Source organism: Sphingomonas sp. (assembly GCF_031372575.1).
GTDB lineage: Bacteria > Pseudomonadota > Alphaproteobacteria > Sphingomonadales > Sphingomonadaceae > Sphingomicrobium.
On sequence record NZ_JANMLM010000082.1, the window covers coordinates 1 to 24,149 of the forward strand.

Annotated in this window: 23 protein-coding genes and 1 tRNA gene; 8 read left to right on the top strand and 16 right to left on the bottom strand. The window is 64.0% G+C overall.

The window, feature by feature from the left end:
• From RMN73_RS08485 to RMN73_RS08510, 6 genes are all read right to left on the bottom strand, one after another.
• Nucleotides 1-152: ATP-dependent Clp protease proteolytic subunit (locus RMN73_RS08485; RefSeq protein ID WP_309602911.1), on the bottom strand; the 152-nt coding region annotated here is incomplete at its 3' end.
• Between the two features lie 133 nt (nucleotides 153-285).
• Nucleotides 286-3,120, bottom strand: a complete 2,835-nt coding sequence (locus RMN73_RS08490) for a TonB-dependent receptor (protein ID WP_309602889.1) — start codon at nucleotides 3,118-3,120, stop codon at nucleotides 286-288.
• Nucleotides 3,121-3,265: 145 nt separating this feature from the next.
• The gene (locus tag RMN73_RS08495; protein WP_309602890.1) at nucleotides 3,266-4,201 is read right to left on the bottom strand and encodes a glycosyltransferase; all 936 of its coding nucleotides are present in this window, start codon (nucleotides 4,199-4,201) and stop codon (nucleotides 3,266-3,268) included.
• Between the two features lie 52 nt (nucleotides 4,202-4,253).
• Entirely contained in the window at nucleotides 4,254-5,198 is a 945-nt protein-coding gene (locus RMN73_RS08500) for a hypothetical protein (protein WP_309602891.1), read from the bottom strand.
• An 11-nt stretch (nucleotides 5,199-5,209) separates the two neighbouring features.
• Complete coding sequence (tig, locus tag RMN73_RS08505) at nucleotides 5,210-6,793, bottom strand: trigger factor (protein WP_309602892.1); 1,584 nt, start codon at nucleotides 6,791-6,793, stop codon at nucleotides 5,210-5,212.
• A gap of 72 nt (nucleotides 6,794-6,865) precedes the next feature.
• A tRNA-Leu gene (locus RMN73_RS08510) sits at nucleotides 6,866-6,950 on the bottom strand.
• A gap of 116 nt (nucleotides 6,951-7,066) precedes the next feature.
• Between RMN73_RS08510 and RMN73_RS08515 the strand changes: the two genes are divergently transcribed.
• The gene (locus tag RMN73_RS08515; protein WP_309602893.1) at nucleotides 7,067-7,219 is read left to right on the top strand and encodes a hypothetical protein; all 153 of its coding nucleotides are present in this window, start codon (nucleotides 7,067-7,069) and stop codon (nucleotides 7,217-7,219) included.
• Between the two features lie 89 nt (nucleotides 7,220-7,308).
• Here the strand turns inward: RMN73_RS08515 and RMN73_RS08520 are convergent, their stop codons facing one another.
• From RMN73_RS08520 to gatC, 4 genes are read right to left on the bottom strand one after another with little or no spacing between them, the layout of a single operon-like run.
• Complete coding sequence (locus RMN73_RS08520; protein ID WP_309602894.1) at nucleotides 7,309-8,931, bottom strand: alkaline phosphatase family protein; 1,623 nt, start codon at nucleotides 8,929-8,931, stop codon at nucleotides 7,309-7,311.
• Between the two features lie 11 nt (nucleotides 8,932-8,942).
• Entirely contained in the window at nucleotides 8,943-10,409 is a 1,467-nt protein-coding gene (gene gatB / locus RMN73_RS08525) for an Asp-tRNA(Asn)/Glu-tRNA(Gln) amidotransferase subunit GatB (protein WP_309602895.1), read from the bottom strand.
• A complete protein-coding gene (gene gatA, locus RMN73_RS08530) occupies nucleotides 10,406-11,884 on the bottom strand; it encodes an Asp-tRNA(Asn)/Glu-tRNA(Gln) amidotransferase subunit GatA (protein ID WP_309602896.1) in 1,479 nt (492 codons plus the stop codon). The genes gatB and gatA overlap by 4 nt, the downstream gene beginning before the upstream one ends.
• A complete protein-coding gene (gene gatC, locus RMN73_RS08535) occupies nucleotides 11,884-12,171 on the bottom strand; it encodes an Asp-tRNA(Asn)/Glu-tRNA(Gln) amidotransferase subunit GatC (protein ID WP_309602897.1) in 288 nt (95 codons plus the stop codon). Before gatC ends, gatA begins: the two co-directional genes overlap by 1 nt.
• Nucleotides 12,172-12,282: 111 nt before the next feature.
• Here gatC and RMN73_RS08540 point away from each other — a divergent pair, with 111 nt between their 5' ends.
• From RMN73_RS08540 to RMN73_RS08550, 3 genes are read left to right on the top strand one after another with little or no spacing between them, the layout of a single operon-like run.
• Nucleotides 12,283-13,386, top strand: coding sequence for a DUF3089 domain-containing protein (locus RMN73_RS08540; protein ID WP_309602898.1), 1,104 nt, complete (start codon nucleotides 12,283-12,285; stop codon nucleotides 13,384-13,386).
• Nucleotides 13,383-13,859: a Holliday junction resolvase RuvX gene (gene ruvX / locus RMN73_RS08545; RefSeq protein WP_309602899.1), complete on the top strand. Its 477-nt coding sequence runs from the start codon at nucleotides 13,383-13,385 to the stop codon at nucleotides 13,857-13,859. Before RMN73_RS08540 ends, ruvX begins: the two co-directional genes overlap by 4 nt.
• Nucleotides 13,860-13,870: 11 nt before the next feature.
• A complete protein-coding gene (locus tag RMN73_RS08550; protein ID WP_309602900.1) occupies nucleotides 13,871-14,773 on the top strand; it encodes an aspartate carbamoyltransferase catalytic subunit in 903 nt (300 codons plus the stop codon).
• Here RMN73_RS08550 and RMN73_RS08555 read toward each other — a convergent pair.
• The 3 genes from RMN73_RS08555 to RMN73_RS08565 are packed head-to-tail and all read right to left on the bottom strand — an operon-like array spanning nucleotide 14,770 to nucleotide 17,605.
• Nucleotides 14,770-16,146 carry a tetratricopeptide repeat protein gene (locus RMN73_RS08555; RefSeq protein ID WP_309602901.1) on the bottom strand — a complete coding sequence of 459 codons (1,377 nt, stop codon included), beginning with the start codon at nucleotides 16,144-16,146 and terminating at the stop codon, nucleotides 14,770-14,772. The genes RMN73_RS08550 and RMN73_RS08555 overlap by 4 nt on opposite strands.
• Nucleotides 16,147-16,162: 16 nt before the next feature.
• Entirely contained in the window at nucleotides 16,163-16,879 is a 717-nt protein-coding gene (locus RMN73_RS08560; RefSeq protein WP_309602902.1) for a hypothetical protein, read from the bottom strand.
• Nucleotides 16,880-16,891: 12 nt separating this feature from the next.
• Nucleotides 16,892-17,605, bottom strand: a complete 714-nt coding sequence (locus RMN73_RS08565) for a ParA family protein (protein WP_309602903.1) — start codon at nucleotides 17,603-17,605, stop codon at nucleotides 16,892-16,894.
• A gap of 148 nt (nucleotides 17,606-17,753) precedes the next feature.
• On the opposite strand from RMN73_RS08565, the gene RMN73_RS08570 reads away from it, so the two are divergent.
• Nucleotides 17,754-18,656: an SPOR domain-containing protein gene (locus RMN73_RS08570; protein WP_309602904.1), complete on the top strand. Its 903-nt coding sequence runs from the start codon at nucleotides 17,754-17,756 to the stop codon at nucleotides 18,654-18,656.
• Here RMN73_RS08570 and serB read toward each other — a convergent pair.
• Nucleotides 18,649-19,509, bottom strand: coding sequence for a phosphoserine phosphatase SerB (gene serB / locus RMN73_RS08575; RefSeq protein ID WP_309602905.1), 861 nt, complete (start codon nucleotides 19,507-19,509; stop codon nucleotides 18,649-18,651). The genes RMN73_RS08570 and serB overlap by 8 nt on opposite strands.
• Between serB and miaA the strand changes: the two genes are divergently transcribed.
• Both miaA and ilvC read left to right on the top strand, forming a co-directional pair.
• On the top strand, nucleotides 19,502-20,413 hold the full coding sequence (gene miaA / locus RMN73_RS08580; RefSeq protein WP_309602906.1) for a tRNA (adenosine(37)-N6)-dimethylallyltransferase MiaA: 912 nt from the start codon (nucleotides 19,502-19,504) through the stop codon (nucleotides 20,411-20,413). The two genes, serB and miaA, sit on opposite strands and share 8 nt — an antisense overlap.
• Nucleotides 20,414-20,422: 9 nt before the next feature.
• Nucleotides 20,423-21,388: a ketol-acid reductoisomerase gene (gene ilvC / locus RMN73_RS08585; RefSeq protein WP_309602907.1), complete on the top strand. Its 966-nt coding sequence runs from the start codon at nucleotides 20,423-20,425 to the stop codon at nucleotides 21,386-21,388.
• On the opposite strand, the gene RMN73_RS08590 is transcribed toward ilvC, so the two are convergent.
• Nucleotides 21,385-21,558 (bottom strand): hypothetical protein, encoded by a 174-nt coding sequence (locus tag RMN73_RS08590; RefSeq protein WP_309602908.1) that lies wholly within the window; start codon nucleotides 21,556-21,558, stop codon nucleotides 21,385-21,387. The genes ilvC and RMN73_RS08590 overlap by 4 nt on opposite strands.
• A 63-nt stretch (nucleotides 21,559-21,621) precedes the next feature.
• Entirely contained in the window at nucleotides 21,622-23,397 is a 1,776-nt protein-coding gene (mutL, locus tag RMN73_RS08595; RefSeq protein WP_309602909.1) for a DNA mismatch repair endonuclease MutL, read from the bottom strand.
• A 153-nt stretch (nucleotides 23,398-23,550) separates the two neighbouring features.
• Here mutL and mreB point away from each other — a divergent pair.
• The coding region (gene mreB, locus RMN73_RS08600; RefSeq protein WP_309602910.1) for a rod shape-determining protein MreB at nucleotides 23,551-24,149 on the top strand (599 nt) is incomplete at its 3' end.

Consider the following 24,149-nt stretch of genomic DNA (forward strand, 5'->3'; position numbering starts at 1 on the left):
ATAATCGCCGCCATATGATCTTCCACGGCGCCGGTAACGAAGATGATCCGGTCGCGCAGCAGCCGCGAGTAAATGTCAAAGCTGCGTTCGCCGCGATTGGATTGCTCGATGACGATCGGAACGAGCTGGGAAACGATATCCTGATGATCCATGGGAAAAGTCGGTCCTTTGTTGGGCTGCATCCTACATCGGCAGCTTTCGGGCGAGATACAAGCCCAAGCCCGGCCGATGCGAAAAGGGCGGCCCGACAAGGACCGCCCTTCGCGTATCAAATGGCAACCCAAGCTACATTTTTACGGTTGCTCGGGCATAGAGATAGCGGCCCGGAACATCATACGTCCCCGGGTCGAAATTGTTGAGGCCGCAGCTGATGCAGCCCGGGGGATCCTTGTCGAACAGATTGTTCACGCCCAGTGCAAAGCCGAAATTCTTGGCGAAGTCGGGCGAAGTGAAGCGAATCTGGACATCGGTGTAGAAGCGGCTGTTGAGCTTGTTGTCGGCTTCGGTTTCGCGCACGCTCTTGATATAGCGCCCGGTCACCGACGCGCCGAAATTGGTCAAGTCCCAATCGAGGATCGCAATCGCCTTATGCTTGGGAAACGCCTGGTCGGGGCTACCTTGCTCGGTCCCTTCGCGGCTGATCAATTGCGTGCCAGTCGCAGTCGGGACAATCACGTCGTAATTGAACAGGAACGTGTTGTTGAGCGTGAAGCCAAGCCGCCCCCACGACATCGTGTCGGTGCGATAAGTCAGGTTGAGGTCGAGTCCCTCGGTTTCGATCGCGGCGATATTGTTGAGCAGGCCCTGGATGTTGGCAATCTGGCCCGACGACGTGCGGGTCACCAACGCGCAGGCATTGGCATCGTTGTTGACGACGCATTGCTGCAACGTGGTGTTGGCGTTGATCGCCTGGATCGCGCCCTTGATCTTGATGTTGTAATAATTGGCCTCGATCGAGAAGCGCGGGATGAAGGCCGGGCTATAGACCGCGCCCAGGTTCCAGCCCTTCGACGTCTCCGGCTTCAAATTCTCGTTGCCGCCGGTGATGACCGAGATTTGCGGATTATTCTGGGTGTAGCCAGGCGGCACCCCCTGCGCGGCGCAATTGGTTGCGATCTGGCCGGTCGGCGATCCCGAGCAAGGATCGACGATTTCCTGGTCGAAGCGCGATGGCGTGCCGAACAATTCGCCGATCGTCGGGGCGCGGAACCCCTCCGACCATGACCCGCGCAAGCGCAGGTCGGCAACCGGCTTCCAATTGACCCCGGCCTTGAACGTCGTGGTCGATCCCGATGCCGAATAATCCGAGAATCGCGCCGCCGCGTTGAATTCGAGCAATTTGAAGAACGGACGGTCGGTGAACAAGGGCGCAACCAGCTCGATATACGCTTCGTCCGTATTATATCCGCCCTTGGTCGGAAGCGCAGGAATGTCGGATCCAAGCCCGGCCGCGACGGTCGTATCCGGGTCGAACCGGCCCTTCAGGTCGCGATGTTCGACACCGACCGCAAAGGCGAACGGCCCGCCGGGTAGGTCGAACAAGCTGCCCGACAGATTGGCACTGACGCCCCACAATTTCTGCTCGCTGCTGTCGCGCTGGGTGAAGCTGACATAGTCGAGCATCGCGTCGGTGATCGACCCGACGCCGCCGAAGATATTGAACGGCACGCACGGCGCGGTGCAGCTGGCGACCGGTCCTAAGGCGCGTTGCAGGTTCGCGGCGTTGATATTGCCGAGCACCGTCTGCTTGGCCTTGTTGCGACCGGCGATGCCGTTGATGTCCCAATACCAGTCGCGGTCGCTAACCTTGAACTTGCCGTCCAGAGTGACCGTCCCATAAGCCGTATCGACCTTCTGGTTATACCGGCGCGGTCCGCCTTCGATGATCCGGCGACCGATGAAATTATAGGTGCCTGGCCCAAGCGTCTGGCCGAACGGGTTGAACGGATTGGTCACGTCGATGACGATCGTGTCGAGCAGATTGCCATTGCCCGCGTCGGGGCCGACGAACAACGGCAGCGGTGCCGCTTGGTTCTTCGAATTGCGACGATTGACGATGATCTTGCCCGACAGGTTCATCGTCTCGCCCAGCTCCTGCTTGACGGTGACGAACCCGCCGTATCGCTCGAGCGGCGTGAGGATGAAGTTGAACGGCGCAAAGTTGAACCGATCGGCGGTGGTGAAATCCTTGAAATCGCTGGCCGGATCATTGGGGACAAGCGGGTTGTAGACCACTGGCCGCCCGATCACCGGACCGCGCAGGGTAAGATCGTTGCCGAGCACGATGAACCGGCCGAGCGGCGTTCCCGAGCTGCACCCGCCGTCGAGGCACGTGTTGGAATAAGGCGCGGGGAACAACGAGATGTTGCGGTCGCCCGAGCTGATCGGGTCCTGCTTCACGAAATTGCCGCCGATGACGATCTTGGTCGGGCCGTCGCCGCCATTGCCCCAGCTCAGCTGGTAATTCTGGGAGAAACCGTCGCCGGCATCATAGCCGCCCAACTGGACCGTTCCGATCAGCCCCTTCTGGCGGGACTTGGTGATAATGTTGACCACGCCGGCGATCGCGTCGGAGCCGTAAATGGCCGATGCGCCGTCCTGCAGCACTTCGACTCGCTCGATCATGCTTTCGGGAATGGCGTTGAGATCGACCGATCCCGGCACGCCCGAGGCCGAGGCCGCGTTGACGAAGCGAAGACCGTCGACCAGCACCAGGGTGCGCTTCGAGCCGAGGTAGCGCAGGTCGATCTCCGCCGCGCCCGCGCCAACCCCGCCACCGTCGGGCGGATTGCCGAAGTTGCCGCTATTGTTGAACTTGCCGTTCAATCCGCCGCCCGCGCTCGGCAAGCGTTGCAGGACTTCGTTGATCGAGTTGAGCCCGGTCTTGTCGATGTCCGCCTTGTCGACGAACGTGACTGGCGAATCCTGGCTGAGCGGGTCGCGGCGAATGCGCGATCCGGTGATGATGATGGCGTCTTGCTCTGCTGCGGGCTCTGCCGCCGTTGCCGGGGCCTGTGCCGCGTCAGCCGGGGGAAGCGAGCTCTGCGCGAGTGCGCCGCCCGAGATCAGCAATGCACCGAGCGAGACGCCCGCGCGGAAAAGAAGCCTGCTGTTCGACATGAATACCCCCTGTTAAGCGACTGTTTAATTAATTTAAATCGCAACAACCACAGAGTATCAAACTGGCTTTGTTTGGGAAGCGGGCGCGGCAAACAAGTCATTGTTGCGACATTATTGCACCACTGCGACGAAACGCAGTGTCTTTTCAGGCGCTTGTTGCAGGCTGCGAGAGATAGGCCAGGCGCCGCATCTCGCGGCGGCCGCGAGTCACCGTATCAAGGATCAGCCCGGCGAACACGCACAGCACCGCGATGATCGTCATACCGGTGACCAGAATCGCGGTCGGGAAACGCGGCACCAGCCCGGTGTCGAGGTACGTCAGCACCAGCGGAATCGCGAGGATGATCGCGACCAGCAGGAACAGGGCGCCGATCAGTCCATAGAATAGCACCGGCCGTTCGATCCGGTACAAGGTCCCGATCGTCTTGAGAATTCGCCACCCGTCGCGGAAGGTCGACAATTTGGACTCCGACCCCTCGGGCCGCGCGCCATAAGCGGTTTCAACCTCCCCCACCGGCATCCGCAATTCCAGCGCATGGACCGAGATCTCGGTCTCGATCTCGAACCCCTCGGACAATACCGGAAAGCTTTTCACAAACCGCCTTGAAAACACCCGATAGCCGGAGAAAATGTCCGAGAAACTGCGCCCGAACAATTTCGACAGCAGGCCGGTAAACACGCGATTGCCGATCACATGCCCACCGCGATAGGCATCCTTGGCCTCGTGCAGCCTGGTCCCCACCACCATGTCGAGCCGGCCGTCGAGCAGCAACTTGACCATCGCCGGTGCGGCTGCGGGGTCATAGGTCAAATCACCGTCGGCCATGATGTACACATCGGCGTCGACGTCGGCGAACATCCGGCGCACGACATTGCCCTTGCCCTGCATCCGCTCATTGCGGACATCGGCCCCCGCCCCGCGCGCCAGCTCAACCGTCCGGTCGCTGCTATTATTGTCGTAAACGTAGATCGCCGCGTCGGGCAATGCCGCGCGGAAGCCCTCGACCGTGCGAACGATCGCCGCTTCCTCATTGTAACAAGGCAGCAGGACAGCAATGCGCAACTGATGTTCGGCGGCCATTGATCCCCCTTGGCTGATGCCCTTGGCTATAAGGGCGATTGACGCGTGGTGGCTAGGCGAATGTTGCAAGCTTGGCGGTAGTAACTTGGAGCAATCGAAAATCGCCCAGCGCCTCGGCGATCGACCACGCCTCGTTCGGCGGAATCACGAAGGCGTCGGCGGGGCCGATCGGCGTGAGATCGCCATGTTTGAGCAACGCCGATCCCGACAGGACGAAGCCGAACACCAGCTCGCCACCATGGCCCGGAAGATCGACATTGCCGCGAAGGATCCGCACATCGGCCAGCCCGCCAGTCGCAGCGCGCATTGCAGTTTGCTGAGCCTCGCCCCCGCCAAGCGCCGTCCACGGCGTTTCGGCGGCGATGTGGCGGAGAAACTGCTGGCCGCCGAAGTCGCGCAGCGGCTCATAGAGCCCGGTCGGAAGCACCAGCTCATGATCGGCGAATGTCTCGTGCAGCGCCGGTGCGCCTATCTCGACCACTTCCAGATCGTCGCCGCTGTCGAGCACGCGATGGCGGATGCCAGGCGGCTGAAGCACAACGTCGCCAACGCGCATCACGAACGGCTCGCCCTGGCCTTCGTATACCACGCGCACCCAGCCCGATCGGACCGCGATCATCTGGAAGCCGATGCGATGGTAATGGACCCAGTCGGCGACCGGCCCGCCGCCGGGGACGCGGATGTGCGAGGCGATATAGCGCCCGCCGAGCCGCGACGGGATGAGGTCGCGATACAGCATTCCCGCGCGCCCTGCCCCGCCGTCGCCGGAAGCGCGGGTCAATACGTACTCGGGCTGGAACGGCGGTAAGTGGTCGCTCGGTCGCGGCGCGCCAGGGTTGGTGGTCAGGCGGAGCGTTCCGCCGGGCCCGCTCAAGATCGCCTCATGCGGATCGTCGGCGGGATAGATGACGTCGAGCCGATAGCCCTCGCTTCGGGCCTGCTCGATGGCAGCATTGAGGTCGGCGCACACTCGTTCGAGCTTGTCACCGACCTCCATGCGTCTGGGCCTTAGCCCTTTTTCTTTGCTGCGGGCTTCTTTGCCGTAGCAGGCTTGGCCGCCGGCTTTTTCGCCGCAACAGCAGGCTTGGCCGGAGCTTTGGCCGAAGCCTTAGCCGAAACCTTCGCCTCAACCTTTACCGGTGCCGCAGCCGTCTTCGGCTCAGTCTTTTTCGCGTCAGCCTTGGCGGCAGGCTTGGCCGCCGCCTTCTTGCCCTTGGCCGGCTTCACATGGTCGTGACCACAGCCCGGCCCGTGAACATGGCCGTCTTCGCTCTCGAGATCGGCTTCAAGTTCCGCGCGGGTCGACGCTCGCTCGGTGACCTCGGCCTTGGCGAACAGGAAATCGACCACCTTGTCCTCATACAGTGGCGCGCGCAGCTGGGCGGCCGCCATCGGCTCCGCTTGCACATATTGGATGAAGCGATCGCGATCTGCGGGTGGATATTGCGATGCGGCCTGGCCTATCAGGCGGTTCATTTCAGCCTGACTTACCTCGACCCCATTGGCCGACCCGATTTCGCTCAGCAACAGCCCGAGGCGCACGCGGCGCTCGGCGATGCCCCGATAATCATCGGCTTCGCTCTCGATTTCCTTGAGCGACGCGGCCGGATCCTCGTCATGGCTCGCTTCATGCTTGAGCTGTTCCATGATGTTGGTGAACTCGGCCTCGACCATCGACGGCGGAACGTCGAAATCATGGTCGGCGGCAAGCTGGTCGAGCAAGCGCCGCTTCATGTGGGTGCGGGTCAGCCCGTTCAATTCCTGCTGTACCTGTTCGCGGATCAATCCCTTGAGCTGATCGATACCCGTGAGCCCCAGCGTCTTGGCGAATTCATCGTCGAGCTTGGTCTCGGCGGCGGTCTTCACCTCGGTCGCCTTGATCGAGAAGACCGCGGCCTTGCCCTTCAGATTCTCGGCCTGGTAATCGGCCGGAAATTTGACATCTACGTCCTTCTCGTCGCCGACCTTGACCCCGACCAGCCCTTCTTCGAACCCCGGGATCAGCGACCCCGAGCCCAATTCGACCGACATGCCTTCGCCCGTCCCGCCGTCGAACGCCACACCCTTCACCTTGCCGGCGAAGTCGATCACGACCAGATCGCCCATCGCGGCCTTGTGGCCCTTGGGCGCAGTCTTCCACGCCTTTTGCGACGCCGCGAGCGTCTTCAATTGGGTGTCGACCACCTTGTCGTCGGCCTCGACCGTCAACCGCTCGAGCTGGAGCTTGTCGATCTTGGGCTTGGGCACATCCGGAAGCGTCTCGAGACGAACCTTGATCTCGGCATCCTTGCCGGGGGTATAGCCTTCGTCGAGTTGGACCTCGGGCTGCATCGCCGGACGCAATTTCTTGTCGCTGAGCAGGCCCTGCACGCCTTGCTGGACCGCGCTCGACAATGCTTCCTGGTGGAGTGCATCGCCGTGCATCTTGCGAATGAGATTGGCCGGAACCTTGCCGGGGCGGAAACCGGGCATCTTGATCGTCGGCGCGATGCGCTTGATTTCCTGGTCGAGCCGAGCATCGATATCCTTGGCGGCGATGGTCAGCGTATAGGCCCGCTTGAGGCCCGAATTTTCCGTCTCGACGGTCTTCATGATGTTGCGCATTCCCGTAGAAAAATTATCTGGCCCGTAGAAAAAATTATCTGGTCCGCATGGTGGCGAAGGTGGTGCGGGCGAAGGGACTCGAACCCCCACATCTTGCGATACTGGTACCTAAAACCAGCGCGTCTACCAATTCCGCCACGCCCGCGCGGACGCCATTAAGGTGCGCGGCCTATAGCAAGGATCGCAGCCGGGGCAAGCCAGTCGGACGCTTAAGCAACTCATTCGTGCGTCGAGGCGTTTGATTGCAAAAGGAGAAACGCGATGATGCAGGACAATCCACCCCCCGAAACACCCGATCCGCAGCCGAGCCAAGCGCCCGCCGAAACTCCGCCGATGGAACCGCCGATCGACGTTCCCTCACCCGCGTCGCCCGGGACCGAAGCCCCGACCACGCCAATCTCGCCGGTTGCCTGATGGCAAGCGCACCGCCCGAGCCTCCGCCCGAGCCGATCCCTGGGGAAGTCGAACCGCCCCCGCCGCCCGATCCGGTCGCTCGCTAAATCTCAGCGGGCGGGGCAGACGGCCCCCGGCGCGTCGGCCAAACACTTGCCGTCAACCGCGCCCGCTGGAAGCGCGAGCCCCATCGACGCGGCAATGGTCGGCAGGATATCGACCGTCTCGACCGGCTGGTCGATGCTTTTCGCGCCATAGCCAGAACGCCAGAAGATGATCGGCACGCGCCGGTCATAATCCCACACGCTGCCGTGGGTCGCGACATAACCGCCCTTGGTATCCGCGATCGGGGTGATGTCCTTCTTGAGCAACACCACGAAATCGCCCGACCGGCTCGCGTCGAACGATGCCCGCGCGCGCTCGATCAAGCTCCATTTATCGGGCGCACTAGTCGGCATCGCGGTCCGATCCAGCAGGTCGTGGGTAAATACCGCTGCGACCTGCGGGTGCGCGCGATAGATTGCGACCGCTGCTGCGAGCACGCGGGCGCGCTGGCCCATCGCGGCGGCGCGATCGACATAGATGTCCCCGAAATTCGATCCGTAGAGCACCGACCCGGGCAGCCCGAACTTTGTCGCCAGTGCCTTGCCGACGTTCGACGCCGAAATCGACGGATCGACCCGCGCCGCGCCCGCCACGCCGGCGGCTCGTTCGCGCTCGGGGATGTCCTTGCCGCCATGATCGGCGGTCAGCACGACCGAATAATCGCCCACCTCACGGTCGAGGAACGCCAGGAAATCGCCGAGGTCGCGGTCCAGCGAGAGCAATTGCAGGCACATTTCCTGCCCGCCACTTCCATAGCGATGGCCAACATAATCGGTCGCGCTAAGTCCCAGCGTTAGCAGGTCGGGTGCGGCCCCCTTTCCCAGCTTCATCTCGCGCACCAGCCCGGCGGCAAGCGCCATTGTCGCGCCGTCGAAGGCGGGTGACGCGCGGAACAAGGTCAAGTCGCCCGCCGCCCGCGCAAAACGCCCTGCCCCGACCGGCTGCCCACCGCCAGCAACCGCCACGTCCTGCGCCTTGGACGAGCACAGGGCCGGTGGTTCGAGCGGTGCTTGCGGCTGCGCCACCAGATTGGCGACCGCCGTTCGCGCCGAGGTCAAAGATTGCGGGATCGCCGCCCCCTTGAGGTCGGTCGCAAAGGTCTTGCCGTTCCAATACCAGCGCTGGTCGGGCTGCTGCCCGCTCATCATCACCGCCGCGCGATCCTTGCCCGCCACCGCGATGGTCCGGCTCGTTGGCCACTGGCGCTTCATATATTCACCCAGTGTCGGCACCTTGAGGTGCATCGGCGACACGGCGTACGCGCTCGACGACGTTCCCGCGACGCGCTCGTCCTCGGCGCAATAGACGGCTTTGTCGGACCGTGTTTGCGACAGATCGTACCAGACATTGGCGATGATCCCGCTGCGCGCCGGATGGACCCCGGTCAGGATGGTGGAATGACCCGGGCAGGTTTCGCTCGCGGCATGCCCCTGATAGGCGCGCGGATAAACCGTCCCCTGCCTGAGCCGCGCAAACCCACCCTGCAGCACCGGCGCATATTGGTCGAACAGGTCGGACGAAAACTGGTCGACCGAAATGACCACGGTGAGTTTCGGCGCTGGGGTCGGCGCGGGTTGCGCCGTCGCCGTCGAGGCGGCAGCGATCAGCAGGACAGGCAACAAACGCATTCTCAAACTCCTCAGCCCGCCAATTTCGCCCGCAGCCGTTCGTTGACTACGCCGGGGTTGGCCTTGCCCGCCATCGCCTTCATCGTCTGGCCGACGAAGAAGCCGAACAATGCCTCTTTGCCATCCTTATATTGCAAAACCTTGTCGGCATTGGCGGCGAGGATTTCGTCGATCCGCGCGTCGATTTCGCCGGTGTCGCTGGTCTGCTTGAGGCCGCGCTCTTCGACGATCCTGCTTGGGGCGTCGCCGGTTTCGAGCATGATCTCGAACACCTGCTTCGACAGGCTGCCGCTGATCGTCCCGTCGGCCACCAAGGTCAGCAATTCCGCCGCTTCGGCCGGCGAAATGCCGGTCGTCGCGAGCGTCTCGCCGCGCTTGTTGAGCGCACCGAACAGTTCGGAGGTCATCCAGTTAGCGCCCTGAACCGCCGGCGCACCGGCATCGAGCAACGCATCGAACCAATGCGCGGTCTCGACTTCCGCGGTTAGCACGCTGGCGTTGTAGGGCGTGATCCCAAGCCCCTCGAACCGCTTGCGCTTGGCATCGGGCAGTTCGGGCAAGCTCTCGCGGCACTCTGTCAGGAACGCCTCGTCCAGTTCCAGCGGCAGCAGATCGGGGTCGGGGAAATAGCGATAATCATGCGCATCTTCCTTCGACCGCAATGTCCGCGTCACATTCTTGTCGGGGTCGTACAGCCGCGTCTCCTGCGCGATCGCACCGCCGCTCTCGAGCACTTCGACCTGCCGCTTCGCCTCGCTCTCGATCACCGCCATCACGAAGCGCACGCTATTGACGTTCTTGGTCTCGGTCCGCGTTCCCAGTTCGCCGCCCGGCTTGCGCACGCTGACATTGACGTCGGCGCGCATCGATCCTTCTTCCATATTGCCGTCGCACGACCCGACATAGCGCAGGATCGCCCGCAGCTTCCGCACATAGGCCCCTGCTTCGCCGGGCGAACGCATGTCGGGCTTCGACACAATCTCCATCAGCGCCACGCCCGAGCGGTTGAGATCGACGTAGGACATGGTCGGATGCTGGTCGTGCATCAACTTGCCCGCGTCCTGCTCGACATGGATGCGCTCGACGCCGATCGTCTTCGCGCTGCTCTCGTCCTTCTCGTCGGTCAGGACCGTGATCGACCCCTCCCCCACGATCGGGTGATACAGCTGCGAAATCTGATAGCCCTGCGGCAGATCGGCGTAGAAATAATTCTTCCGGTCGAAGCGCGACCAGGCATTGATCTGGGCCCCGATCGCCATCCCGGTGCGCACCGCCTGTCGAATGCATTCGCGGTTTGGCACCGGCAACATCCCCGGCAACGCCGCATCGACCAGGCTCACCTGCGTGTTGGGCTCCGCGCCAAAGGTGGTCGAGGCGCCGGAGAATAATTTGGCGTTGGACGTCACCTGCGCGTGGACCTCAAGGCCGACCACGACCTCCCATTCGCCGGTCTCGCCGTGAATTCGATAGTCGCTCACCACCACTTCTCCGCCCGCGCCGTAAATCCGGCGCGCTCCTCGATTGCCAACCCAGCATTAAGCACGCTTTGCTCATCGCATTCGCGCCCGATCAGGTGCAGCCCGAGCGGCAAGCCCTGCGCGTCGAGCCCACCCGGAACGCTCATCGCCGGTAGCCCCGCCAAACTCGCCGGGACCGCGAACACGTCGTTGAGATACATCGCCAGCGGGTCGCTGATTTTCTCGCCCAGCCCGAACGCCGCGCTCGGCGCGGTCGGGGTCAGGATCAGGTCGCACGCCTCGAACGCCTGCGCGAAGTCGCGCTTGATCAGCGTCCGCACCTTCTGCGCCTTGGTGAAATACGCATCATAATAGCCCGCCGACAGCACATAGGTGCCGATCATAATCCGCCGTTTAACCTCCGCGCCAAAGCCGGTGTCGCGGGTCGCGGCGTACATGTCGTCGAGGCTCTTCACCCCCATCTCGCGCAGGCCGTAACGCACCCCGTCATAACGCGCGAGGTTGGACGAGGCTTCGGCCGGGGCGATGATGTAATAGGTTGGCAGCGCATATTTGGTGTGCGGCAGGCTGATCTCGACGATCTCGGCCCCCGCATCCTTCAGCCAGGCGATCCCCTGGTCCCATAGCGTGTTAATCTCCTCGGGCACGCCGTCGATGCGATATTCCTTGGGAATCCCGACGCGCTTACCTTTGAGATTGCTTGATAACCCCGATTCCCACTGCGGTACCGGCAGGTTAAGGCTGGTTGCGTCCTTGACATCGAAGCCCGCCATATTTTCAAGCAATATCGCGCAATCGCGCACATCCTTGGCCATCGGCCCGGCCTGGTCGAGCGACGAGGCAAACGCCACGATCCCCCACCGCGAGCAGCGACCGTAAGTCGGCTTGATACCCGAGATGCCGACAAACGCCGCGGGCTGGCGGATCGAGCCGCCGGTGTCCGTGCCAGTGACACCCGGCGCCATCCCTGCCGCGACCGCCGCCGCCGATCCGCCCGAGCTCCCGCCCGGGGTCAGCGCGACATTGCCCCCGTCATTGCGCTTCCAGGGGCTGATTACCGGCCCGTAGGCGCTAGTCTCGTTGGACGATCCCATCGCGAATTCGTCCATGTTGAGCTTGCCCAACATCCCCGCGCCCGCCGCCTTCAACTTGCCCGATACGGTCGATTCATAAGGTGGCTTGAACCCGCGCAGGATGTTCGACCCGGTGGTCGATGCGACCCCCTCAGTGCAGAACAAATCCTTGATCCCCAATGGGATACCAGACAATGGCTGAACAGCGTCAGAACCCCGCGCCGCGTCCGCAACATCGGCCGCTGCAAGCGCAAGCTCGGGAGTCTCCACGGTCCAAGCATTCAATGCCCGCCCGGCCTCGACTGCCGCGTTAAACGCCCCGGCAATTTCCCGCGCCGAAAAATCCCCGCCACGAAAGCCGTCGCGAAGCTGGGCAATAGTCTTTGATGTAAGCTCGGACACTATTCGATCACCTTCGGCACCGCGAAAAACCCGTGCTGGGCGTCGGGCGCATTAAGCAACACCTTGTCGCGGACATCGCCATCATCGACCACGTCGTCGCGCAACCGCGTCGGGATATCGATCACTGCGGTCAGCGGCTCGATCCCGTCGGTGTCGACTTCACCGAGCTGCTCAACCCAGCCCAGGATATTGTTGAGCTCGGGCACCATCTTGTCGATCTCGGCATCGCTCAGCGCGAGCCGGGCGAGCTTGGCGACGTGGCGCACTTGGGCTTCATTGACTGACACGTTGTTCGTTCCTTCATGTCGACCAGCGACTTGAAGGGCGCGCCTATCAGCCCCTCCCCGCGCCTTCAAGCACAGTTGCCGCTTGGATGATGCGCGGCTAGGGCGCGGCCCATGCTCGCTCGACGCTTCCTTGGTTGTATATTCCTCCTCACCGTCATCGCGGTCGCGATCGGCTTTGCCGTCTATCAATTCGGCGGGTCGATCCTGATCAAGCAGGCCACGCCCAAGGGCCATTTTGTCGCACCCAAGGCCGCCGACGGCCCGGATTATGCTAAACTCGAAAACTGGGTCGACCGCCCCGGCACGGCCCCCTCGGACTCGGTGTGGATGCCCGACGGCATGGCCCCCATTGCCGGCGACAAGCCTGCCGCGACCTTCTTCATCCACCCCACAACCTATCTCCAGAACGACCGCTGGAACGCCCCGCTCGTGCCGACCGGCCAGAATGAGTCGCGCATTCACCTGTTTGTCCAGAGCCAGGCGAGCGCGTTTAACGCGGTCTCGACCATCTGGGCGCCGCGCTACCGGCAGGCGGCGTTCGGCGCCTTCCTGCTCAAGAGCGATGACGCGACCAAGGCGCTCGACCTCGCTTATCGCGACGTCCTTGCCGCGTTCGACGTCTTCCTCGCTGCCCAACCGGCAAGCAAGCCTGTCATCCTCGCCGGCCACAGCCAGGGTGCGCTGCATCTGTCGCGCCTCCTCGCCGACCGCCGCGATGCGCTCAAGGGTCGCCTCGTCGCCGCCTATGTCGTCGGCTGGCCATTGTCCGCCACCGCCGACCTCCCCGCGATGAGCCGCACCGCCTGCGCCACCCCCGACGAAATCGGCTGCATCCTGTCATGGCAAAGCTTCTCCGAGCCCGCCAACCCCGCCCTGGTGATGGATTCGTGGGTCGGCACCAAAAGCGCCAACGGCATCGTCCGCCAGCGCGCGGACATGGTCTGCGTCAATCCGCTGACCGGCACCAGCGGCGGCTCGGCCCCAGCCTCCGCCAACCTCGGCACGCTCCAGCCCTCGGCCAATTTCGCCACCGCCACCTCCTACGCGGGCCAGGTCAGCGCACGCTGCTCCAACGGCCTTCTGCTCGTCGCGGGCGACTTGCCGAGCGTCGGCGGGTTCGTTCTGCCCGGCAATAATTACCATCCGTTCGATTATGCTTTGTTCTGGGGATCGATCCGCGCCGATGCCGCGCGCCGGCTCGCCGCCTTTAAATGATCGCGTTCACCGCCGCCGACTTCCGCGCCGCGCTCCCCGCCAACGGCGGCCGCCTGCTCGGTCTCGATGTCGGTACCAAAACCATCGGCCTCGCCACCTGCGACAATGGCTGGAGCTACGCCACCGCCGCCGAGACGCTGCGCCGAACCAAATTCACCGCCGACCTCGCAACGCTCGCCGCCCTGATCGAGCGCCACGCCATCATCGGCCTCGTCGTCGGCCTGCCGCTCAACATGGATGGCAGCGACTCGCCGCGCACCCAGTCGGTCCGCGCCTTTGCCCGCAACCTCCTGCCCCTCGCCCGCCCATTGCTGATGTGGGACGAACGCTGGTCGACGGTCGCGGTCGAGCGGGTGATGATCGAGGCCGACATGAGCCGTGCCAAGCGCGCCACCCTGATCGACGCCCACGCCGCCGCGCATATCCTGCAGGGCGCGATCGACGCACTGGTCAATCTGCCCGAGCTTGGCTAGCAGCAGCGCTCATGGACCTGCTTTCGATCGACGGCCTCAGCGACGCGCACATCGCGACCATTCTCGATGAGGGCGACCGCTGGTTCACCTTCAACCGTCAGCCCCGCCGCCATTCGGACAAGCTCGACGGCCTCACGATCGTCAACGCCTTCTTCGAAAATTCGACCCGCACGCTGCTGAGCTTCGAAATCGCCGCCAACCGCCTCGGTGCGCAGGCGGTGACGATGCAGGTCGAAATGAGCTCGATCAAGAAAGGCGAAACCCTCGCCGACACCGCGCGCACCTTGAACGCAATGCGCCCCGACGCCTTGATCATCCGCCACGGCACCAGCGGCGCCCCGGCCAGCATTGCCGCCATCATGGACTGCCCGGTAATAAACGCCGGCGATGGGTCGGGCGAGCATCCGACCCAGGCGTTGCTCGACGCCGCCACCATCCGCCGCCATTTCGGTCGCATCGAAGGATTGAATATCGCGATCTGCGGCGATTTGAAACACAGCCGAGTTGCCCGCTCGAACGTGAAGCTCCTCGCTCGCCTGGGTGCCGAGGTCCGCCTCGCCGGCCCGCCCGAATTGCTCCCCGCCGACTTCGCCGGAAATGGCTCGATCGACGCGGCGGTTGACGGCGCAGACGTGGTAATGATGCTGCGGATCCAGCGCGAGCGGCTCGACGAGGAATTTGGCGACGCGCCGGGCGAATATCTCGCGCGCTACGGGCTGACCGCCGCGCGCATGGCCAAGGCCGCGCCGGATTCGGTAGTGATGCACCCCGGCCCGATCAATCGCGGCGTCGAGATCGACACCGCGCTCGCCGACCATCCCGAGCGGTCATTGATCATTCTTCAGGTGGAGATGGGGGTCGCGGTCAGGATGGCCTGTCTCGACCTCCTGACCGCCGAACGCCTGATTACTTAGAGCGACGCCATCCGCACCGGGCGTTCCCCGGCGACGGAGCGCACGAAGCATGCCCCGCCCCTGGTCTTGAGGGCCGAGCACAGGTTCTGCGCATGGCCCTGCGAGGCAAAGCCGCTGACCGACAGGCGATAGACCGTGCCACGCGGCCCATCGAACCGCGCCGTCCCCGGCTTGTACCCACGCAGCGAAGGATATTTCGCGGCCACCTTGTTCCACGCCGCCGCCACATTGGCCTGAGACGCATAAGCCCCCAGCTGAACCACAGATTTGCTGCTCCCCGACGCAATCGCGAATGAGGCGCGGCGCACCGGCAGGCGGCTGTCGTTAAAGCTTGCGGCGCGCGGCGAAAGCCCCGGCTTGGCAATATTCTTTGAAGCAACGCGCTTTGCCTTGGGCGCTGCAACCGCCGCAACCATTGCCCGAACCTGCTCGACCGCAACAACCGGCGAAGCCGCAACCTCGATCGGTGTGATCGCAACTTCGGCGACCGGCACAATATCGGCCGCTGCAACCGGCTCCGGCGCAACTGCAACTTCCTCGATCATCGGCAGTGCGGGCTCGGCGACAACCGGCACAACAGCGACCGGCTCGGCTTCCGCCATCCGCACATCGCTCTTGGGCTGGACCAATGCCAGGCGCACCGGCTGGCCCGGATCGCTCGCCGCCGGATTGATCCCAGTCAGCGACGCCACCTGGTCCGATGCCTTGGCCGGCTTGGCAAAGGTCATCCACTGCTGGACTCGCGCATCGACCTGGTCAGCCGGAATATCCTGCGCCGCGACCAATTTGGCCTGTTCCCAATTGCCCGACAGCGCATGGGCCAACGCCAAATTCTGACGAACCCTCGAATCGGCCCCGGTCTCGCGCGCTGCGGCGTCGAGCGCCGCAACCGCAGCCTGCGGTTGACCCGCAAGCGCCAGCGCCAGTCCGTAATCGGCCGGGTCGAGCATGCCGCGCGATGCTTCGAGCACCGCCATTGCCTCATCATTCTTGCCCTGCGCGATGGTTACCAGCGCGAGCTTCAGCACAACCTGTGGCTGATTGCCCATCAGGCTCAGCGAATCGCGATAGGCGCTTTCGGCCGAGGCAAAGCGTCCAGCCCCGAAATACGCCCCGCCGAGCAAGGCGCGGAAGCCGGCATCATTGGGCGTGTTGCCAACCGCGCGCTCGGCGAGCGACACCGCCGTCGCAAAGTCGCCCGCATCGAGCGCCGCCTGGGCGCGCGTCGCAATGCCGATGTTCGACTTGTCGATCTTGTCGCCGAAAATCGACGAGCGGCTGGCGATATGAGCGTTGGTGGTGGCACAACCAGTGAGGGTACCGATCATCCCGACGGCGGTCAGTGCAGTTCCAAGACGCAGCGACTTACCCATCACAAATTCCCTTCGCTTAATTGCTAGCGTTTTTCTTGCCCGGCGCATGGCTCGCCATGCCATCGAGTTCGGGCATGTCGGACAGCAGTGCATCGAGTGCATCGGTGACCAGTTGCTGAGCCGACCGGCCGGTGACGGCGCAGGCCAGGCGCAGTTTCAGGTGACGATCCTTGTCGAGGCGAAGCGTGAACGCCGCCTTGGCCTTCGATCCGGGCAGCGCACGCGGCCTGGTCGATCGGCGCGGCGCGGCCACTGCGGGTTGCTCGAACACCGGCGCAAAATCGGCGGCGACCGGCTCGATCGCCATCGCCTTGCGCGCCGGCATCGAGACCACGTCGGCCGAATCCACCCCGACCGGGAATGCAGGCATTTCGCCTTCGAATACTTCGGCGGTTTCGTCATAATCCTCGTCGCCTTCGGCCTCGACGGCGTTGAAGGCGTCGGCCAGCTCGGCATGCTGATCGTGGACCGGCGACCCGATTGGGGTCAGCGCGGAAAGTGGGTTGCGAATTGGCTGCGGGGCGATGTCCTCGCCAAAACCGTCATGCTCCGAATCGGTGTCGGGCAGAATCGCCGGCTTGGGCGGTTCGAACCCCATGTCGTTCCAGCCAAGATCCTCAAGCCCAGCGCCATGTTGGCCGCCGAAACCTTGCGGACGCATCGCCGGGCGCGCGCCACCCTTGCGGGCAAGCAGGCCGGACGACAAAGATGCGAAGGCTTTGGGCTCGCCCATGCTGGGCACTCCTTACTGGCCCGCCACGCGGCGGCCGAAACCACCAACGGGACGGGGACTGGCAGCTGGCGCTTGGCCGGGGGCTGCGAATACGGTGCGGCGGAAATTCTTTTCCAGCCGGTCGGAGATATAATCCCACAATTCGACAACTTCGCGCGCGGAACGCCCATTGGGGTCGACTTCCATTACCGTGCGGCCATCGATCATCGACGCTGCGAAATCGGTGCGGTGATGAAGCGTGACCGGGGCGACGGTGCCATGCTGCGACAGCGCAACGGCGGCTTCATAAGTGATCTTGGCTTTCGGAGTCGCGCCGTTGACGACGAACAGCAACGGCTTGCCGGCGCGGTCGCACAGATCGACCGTGGCGCCGACGGCGCGCAGATCGTGCGGACTCGGGCGAGTCGGGATGACGATCAGTTCGGCCACTGCGATGACCGATTGGATCGCCATGGTGATGGCCGGCGGCGTATCGATCACGGCCAGGCGAAACCCTTGCTGACGAAGCACCTCGAGATCCGACGCAAGACGAGCGACGGTGGTCTGGGCAAAGGCCGGCATGTCGGCCTCGCGCTCGTTCCACCAATCGGCCAGTGAACCTTGCGGATCGATATCGATGAGGCAGACGGGCCCAGCGCCCGCCAATTGCGCTTGCACCGCCAGATGCCCGGACAGGGTCGTCTTCCCCGATCCGCCCTTCTGCGATGCCATTGCCAGAACGCGCATTCTATTCCCCTCGCCCAAATATGACGCTGATCAGGCTCCCAACTGGCAGGAAAGGCTCTAATTATTGGTTAATGTCGGCCCGACCTTGTTGCCGGGCCTCGGGCGTGGCTAAGCTGGAAGAACGGGATTGAGCGTGAGGCGAATGACAATGCGGGCGGCGATACTTGCAGCGATGATGGCGATTGCCCTGCCCGGCTCGGCAATGGCAGCACAGGTCGAAACGGTCCGCTCGGGGATTGATGCGTGGCAGCAGGGCAATCCAGCCAAGGCGGTCGCGATCTGGCGCGGCCTTGCCAATCAAGGCGATAATGATGCCGCCTTCAATCTCGGCCAGGCCTATCGCCTTGGCCGCGGGGTCGCTGCCGACAGCGGTGAAGCCAAGAAATGGTTTGAACGCGCGGCGCGGGCCGGCCACCTCGATGCGCAGGTCAGCCTGGGCCTGTTGTTGTTCGACATCGGGGATCGCGCCAATGCGCTCGACTGGCTGAAACGCGCTGCCGAACGCGGTGAACCGCGCGCCTTGCTCGTCACCGGCACTGCGTTATTCAACGGCGATGGCCTCAAGCGCGATCCGGTGCTGGGCTATGCTTATGTTAGCCGCGCGGCGGCGCAGGGGCTTGCCCCCGCCAAGGCCACGCTCGCCGACATGGACAAGGTGATGCCGCTCGAAGATCGGCAAAAGGGAGTAGCGCTCGCGCTTGCAGCCGCGACGGTCAAGACGGCCACCACCCGGGCCACTCCGGTCAGGAGCGCTGTGGCCAAGGTCCTTCCAGCCAAAGTGGCTCCCCCTTCGGCCCCCAAGCCGAAATCGGTCGCTGCCCTCACGTCAGCCGGCGGCTGGCGAATCCAGCTCGGCGCGTTCGGCAATCGTGGTGCGGCGCAGGCGTTGTTCGCGCGGCTCGCGCCCTCGCTCGGCGGCGCACAAAGCTATTATATCTCGGTCGGCACGATCACCCGGCTCCAGGCCGGCCCTTATCCGTCGAGCGCAGTCGCCGCGCAGGCGTGCGCCCGGCTCAAACCCCAGCCCTGCTTCGCGGTCGCCGCTAAATAACCCAATCCCTGCGCGCGATGCCCTGCGCCCACAGCAACGCGTCGAGCCCGTGATGGTCGAGCCGCGCATCGGCCACCGCTACCAACGCCGGCTTGCCGCGATAGGCCACCCCCTGTCCCGCCGCCTGCACCATCCCTATGTCATTGGCCCCGTCGCCGATTGCCAGTACATCCTCCGGGTCGATCCCGCGATCAGCACATTCGATCATCATCGCCGCCTTCTTGGCCTCGGCATCGACGATCGTTCCAACCAGTAAACCGTTCAACTTATTGCCTTTTTTTCCAAGTCGGTTGGCCGCATGATGCTCGAAGCCAACCGCCGCAGCGACCGGCTCGACAAAGTCCAAAAACCCCCCTGACACCAGCAACGTTCCCGCCCCCCGCGCTCGCATCGTCCGCACCAACGTCGCGGCCCCGGGGTTGGGCCTGATCCGCTCATCGAGGCAGCGCTTGATGACTGCGATATCAATCCCTTTGAGCAGCGCCACGCGCTCGATCAGCGCCTCGGCGAAGTCGAGTTCGCCGTTCATCGCGCGCTCGGTGATCGCCGCGATCCTCTGTTTGATCCCGGCATAATCCGCCAGTTCATCGATACATTCCTGCCCGATGATCGTCGAATCCATGTCGGCGGCGAGCAACTTCTTCTCACGACCCGCCAAGTACTGGACGATCACGTCACAGCCTTCCCAGCCTTCGAGCGCCGCCCGTGCCGCCGCCGCGTCCGCGACCAGCAGATCGGCCGCATCGCTCGCGTCCACCCAGCCATGCAGCCGCGACCCCGGCACGCGGTCGATCGCCGCGGCGAGCAGCCTATCATCGAGCCGTCCGGCTGCTATCAGCGTCGCAATGATCAAGTCGTTTCCTCCGCTCGCCCTAATCGCCGGTCCGACCGCAAGCGGCAAGAGTGCGCTCGCGCTGGAACTCGCGAGGCTGCGGAACGGCGTCATCATCAACGCCGACAGTGCGCAGCTCTACCGCGACCTGCCAATTCTCTCCGCCGCGCCTTCGCTAGAAGAGCGCGCAAGCGTCGACCACCGCCTCTACGGTGTCCGTGACGGCGCCGATCCCTGCTCGGCCGCCGGCTGGGCAGCCCTGGCGCGCGCCGAAATTGCCAGCGTTCACGCTGAGGGCCGCCTGCCAATTCTGGTCGGCGGCACCGGCCTGTACATCCGCACCTTGCTCGACGGGATCGCGCCAGTGCCCAAGATCGACCCCGCAATCCGCGACACGATCCGCAATCGCTCGGTCGCGGACAATCGCGCCGAGCTCGTCCGCCTCGACCCCGAGGCCGCCGCCCGTCTGAACCCCGCCGACACCACGCGCATCGCCCGCGCGCTCGAAGTCGTCAGATCGAGCGGTCACCCCTTGTCCCACTGGCAACAGCAGCGCGAAGGCGGGATCGTCGATACGATCGACCTCAAGCCGCTGATCCTGCTCCCGCCGCGCCCCTGGCTCTACCAGCGCTGCGACCAGCGTTTTGCCGCGATGATCGACCAGGGCGCGGTCGATGAAGTCCGCCGCTTGCTCGCCCGCAGCCTCGACCCCAATCTCCCCGTCATGCGCGCCATTGGCGTCGCCGAGATCGCCAGTGGCAGTGTCAATATCGTTACGCTTGGGCAACAATCGACCCGCCGCTACGCCAAGCGCCAATATACCTGGTTCGCCAACCAGCCCCCCGCCGACTGGCCGCGACACTTCGCGCCATATGATGCTCGCAGTGCGAACCACGCGCTGGCGCTGCTCGGTGCCGAACGCTAGTCACGCCCGATGGACCGGATTTTCGACCCCGACATCGACCCCGCCCCACTAATCGGCAAACGCGTCGCGATCATTGGCTATGGCAACCAAGGCCGCGCGCAATCGCTCAACCTCCACGACAGCGGTATCGACGTTGTCGTCGGCCTTCGCGATGGCTCGACCACTGCCGCCGAAGTTCAGGCAGTTGGCCTCGCCACGGCATCGCTCGGAGATGCGGTCGCCAGCGCCGAGCTAGTCATGCTTCTCATCCCCGACGAGACCATGGCCGGCGTTTACGGCCAGATCGAACCCCACCTCCGCCCCGGAGCAGCATTGGGGTTCAGTCACGGTCTCGCGATCCACTTCAAATTCATCAAACCCCGCTCCGACCTCGACGTCTTCCTCCTCGCCCCCAAAGGCCCCGGCACCGCGCTGCGCTCACTCTACGTCGCCGGCGACGGCATGACGTCACTATGGGCGGTCGCACAGGATAGCAGCGGCAACGCCCGCGCCACCGCCCTCGCCTACGGCCAGGCAATCGGCAGCGGCCGCGCTGGCCTGATCGCCTCGAGCTTTGCCGAAGAATGCGAAGCCGATTTGTTCAACGAGGGTGCCGTGGTGTGGGGTGCGGTGCCCGAAGTGCTGATCGCCGGGTTCGACACGCTGGTCGAGGCCGGGATCTCGCCCGAAGTCGCTTACATGGAATGCGTTGGCGAACTGAAATTGCTCGCCGGACTGATCGAAGCGCGCGGCATTGCCGGAATGCGCGAGGCGATCAGCAACACCGCCGAGCTCGGCGCGCTGATCGGTGGACCCCAGGTGATCGGCGACGATGTCCGTACCGCCATGCGCGCCTTGCTCGCCACGGTCCGCGACGGCTCGTTCGCGCGGGCCTTGTCCGATGAAGAAGCCAGCGGATACCCATTGCTAAGGGCTGCCCGGCGCAAGGCACGCGGCCTCGCGGTCGAAGCTGCCCGCCTTAAACTCGAAGATTAACCGATGATCTCGTTGTCGACATGTGGCCGCTCACCGACGCTCGCCCGCTCGACATAGGCGCGCTGCATCTTGCGATGCGCTTCGGCGGCGTTGGGGTCGGCCGCTTCCTTGGCGAGTTTTTCTTCCTCGGCGGCGCGGTTCGCGAAATACATCCGATCCTGCTCGCTCATGGCACGTCCCCTCGCTCTCAAGCCCATGCTTAGCAGAAATCCGCCAAAAACAAAACGCAGCTCTTACTTTCGCCCGAACAATTTTTCGATGTCGCCATGCGCCAGCTTGACCCACGTCGGGCGGCCATGATTGCATTGGCCAGAGTGCGGCGTGACTTCCATTTCGCGCAGCAGCGCATTCATTTCCGCCACCGACAGGATGCGCCCCGCGCGGACCGATCCGTGACAGGCAATCGTCGCCGCGACCAGGTCGAGCCGGTCACGCAAGGCGAGTGCAGTTCCCAGCTCGGCCAGTTCGCCCGCCAGATCGGCCAGCAACCCCGGCACATCGGCCTTCCCGAGCGGCGCCGGCGTCGCCCGCACCAGCATCGTTGTCGGTCCGAACCGCTCAATCTCCAGCCCAAGTTCGCCTAGCTCTCCCGCCGCGCCCTCAAGCCGGTCGCAATCGACCTCATCCATTTCAACCGGCTCGGCGATCAGCAAAGCCTGGCGCGCAATTGCCCCGCCCGCGCTCGCCTTGCGCATCCGTTCGAGTACCAGTCGCTCGTGCGCGGCATGCTGGTCGACGATCACCAGCCCGTCCTCAGCCTCGGCGACAATATAGGTCGCCGCAACCTGCCCGCGGGCGATCCCAAGCGGGTAATGCACTTCCGTCGGATTGATCGGCGCTGCCATTTCGGCACGTCCCTGAGGAAGCGCGAACGTGCCTGAATGATCTGTCACCCCCCCGAACGCGGGGACCCCGCTTTCGGGATGCGTGAAAAAAGTAGCAGGGTGCTCGCTTTCGCGGGCAAGACGATCGAACTCGCTCGTCCAGTTGGCCGTCGCCGCAAATTGCTCGCGCGCCGAACTGCGATGACCGGCCTCATCCAGCGCCGCGCGCAATCCGCCGATTATCAGTCCCCTTACTGCTGCGGGATCGCGGAACCTCACCTCGGTCTTGGCCGGGTGGACGTTGATGTCGACTTCGTCGCCCGCCACCTGGATGAATAAGGCCGCCACCGGATGCCGATCGCGCGCCAGCAAATCGCGATAGGCGCCGCGCAACGCTCCGACCAGCAGCCGGTCCTTCACCGGGCGCGAATTGACGAACAGATATTGCTGGTCGGCCATCCCGCGGTTGAAGGTCGGCAGGCTGACCACCCCGGTCAGATGCAGGCCGTCGCGAATACAATCGATCCCCAGCCCATGCCGGTCGAGGTCGTGGCTGAGCAACGCCGCCACCCGCCCCGGCCCGTCGCTCGGCTGGAGCGACAATATCCGCCGGCCGTCATGATCGAGCGTGAAGCCCACATCCGCCCGCGCCATCGCCAGCCGACGCACCGAATCGAGGCTCGCGGCATATTCGGCGCGGGGGGAGCGCAGAAACTTGCGCCGTGCAGGCACCTTGTCGAACAGCCCTTCGACCCGCACCCGCGTCCCGGGCGGAAGCGAAGCCGGCCCCTCACCCGCCGGTGCGCCATGATCGATTTCGAGCCGCCAGCCTTCGCCGCCATCCCTTTCCCGGCTCTCGATCGTCAGCCGCGCCACGCTCGCAATCGATGGCAGTGCTTCACCGCGAAAGCCAAAACTGGCGACATCCTCGATCCGGTCGTTGGGCAATTTGGAGGTCGCGTGACGTTCGATCGCGAGGCGTATGTCGGCTGGGCTCATGCCCGATCCGTCATCGGTCACCTCGATCAGTTCCAACCCGCCTGCGGCAAGCCGCACCGCAACCATCGTTGCTCCAGCGTCCAGCGCGTTTTCAACCAGTTCCTTCAGCGCACTCGCCGGGCGCTCGACCACCTCGCCCGCAGCGATTCGATTGACCAGTTCGGACGGCAGCCTTCTTATTGACATGGCCTTGCTCCTAGCCCAATCGATGGGGGCCCGCGAAGCGCTGATTTTCCCTGTAAATTCATGTGTCTTTCATCGGCGATTGTTTAAGCGGCGGTGAATGCGTTGCGGTTCGATAGCGCAATGCACTTCCCACGGAAAAAGGGCGAGATTTGAATGTTCTGGACGCGCTGGTTCAAATGGATGTCGCACGACATGGCAATCGACCTCGGAACGGCCAATACCTTGGTCTATGTTCGAGGTCGCGGGATCGTGCTCAACGAACCGTCGGTGGTTGCGATCGAGACAATTAATGGGGTCAAGCGGGTCAAGGCCGTCGGCAACGACGCCAAATTGATGATGGGCAAGACCCCCGACCAGATCGAGGCGATCCGCCCGCTCCGTGATGGGGTCATCGCCGACATCGATGTCGCCGAGCAGATGATCAAGCATTTCATTCACAAGGTGCACGGCGGCAAGATGCGCGCTTGGCGCTTTCCGCAAATCGTGATTTGCGTGCCGAGCGGATCGACCTCGGTCGAACGCCGCGCGATCCGCGATGCTGCCTCCAACGCCGGGGCGAGCCAGGTCTATCTGATCGAGGAACCGATGGCCGCGGCGATCGGCGCCAACATGCCGGTGACCGAACCGATCGGATCGATGGTCGTCGATATCGGCGGCGGCACGACCGAAGTTGCGGTGCTTTCCTTGCGCGGACTTGCCTATACCACCTCGGTCCGTACCGGAGGGGACACGATGGACGAGTCGATTGTCTC

Bases quoted from the DNA above. Each gene is read 5' to 3' on its own strand.
- RMN73_RS08490 (WP_309602889.1), bottom strand. From the start codon at position 3,120: ATGTCGAACAGCAGGCTTCTTTTCCGCGCGGGCGTCTCGCTCGGTGCA.
- RMN73_RS08495 (WP_309602890.1), bottom strand. From the start codon at position 4,201: ATGGCCGCCGAACATCAGTTGCGCATTGCTGTCCTGCTGCCTTGTTAC.
- RMN73_RS08500 (WP_309602891.1), bottom strand. From the start codon at position 5,198: ATGGAGGTCGGTGACAAGCTCGAACGAGTGTGCGCCGACCTCAATGCT.
- tig (WP_309602892.1), bottom strand. From the start codon at position 6,793: ATGAAGACCGTCGAGACGGAAAATTCGGGCCTCAAGCGGGCCTATACG.
- RMN73_RS08515 (WP_309602893.1), top strand. From the start codon at position 7,067: ATGATGCAGGACAATCCACCCCCCGAAACACCCGATCCGCAGCCGAGC.
- RMN73_RS08520 (WP_309602894.1), bottom strand. From the start codon at position 8,931: ATGCGTTTGTTGCCTGTCCTGCTGATCGCTGCCGCCTCGACGGCGACG.
- RMN73_RS08540 (WP_309602898.1), top strand. From the start codon at position 12,283: ATGCTCGCTCGACGCTTCCTTGGTTGTATATTCCTCCTCACCGTCATC.
- ruvX (WP_309602899.1), top strand. From the start codon at position 13,383: ATGATCGCGTTCACCGCCGCCGACTTCCGCGCCGCGCTCCCCGCCAAC.
- RMN73_RS08550 (WP_309602900.1), top strand. From the start codon at position 13,871: ATGGACCTGCTTTCGATCGACGGCCTCAGCGACGCGCACATCGCGACC.
- RMN73_RS08555 (WP_309602901.1), bottom strand. From the start codon at position 16,146: ATGGGTAAGTCGCTGCGTCTTGGAACTGCACTGACCGCCGTCGGGATG.
- RMN73_RS08560 (WP_309602902.1), bottom strand. From the start codon at position 16,879: ATGGGCGAGCCCAAAGCCTTCGCATCTTTGTCGTCCGGCCTGCTTGCC.
- RMN73_RS08565 (WP_309602903.1), bottom strand. From the start codon at position 17,605: ATGCGCGTTCTGGCAATGGCATCGCAGAAGGGCGGATCGGGGAAGACG.
- RMN73_RS08570 (WP_309602904.1), top strand. From the start codon at position 17,754: ATGCGGGCGGCGATACTTGCAGCGATGATGGCGATTGCCCTGCCCGGC.
- miaA (WP_309602906.1), top strand. From the start codon at position 19,502: ATGATCAAGTCGTTTCCTCCGCTCGCCCTAATCGCCGGTCCGACCGCA.
- ilvC (WP_309602907.1), top strand. From the start codon at position 20,423: ATGGACCGGATTTTCGACCCCGACATCGACCCCGCCCCACTAATCGGC.
- RMN73_RS08590 (WP_309602908.1), bottom strand. From the start codon at position 21,558: ATGAGCGAGCAGGATCGGATGTATTTCGCGAACCGCGCCGCCGAGGAA.
- mutL (WP_309602909.1), bottom strand. From the start codon at position 23,397: ATGTCAATAAGAAGGCTGCCGTCCGAACTGGTCAATCGAATCGCTGCG.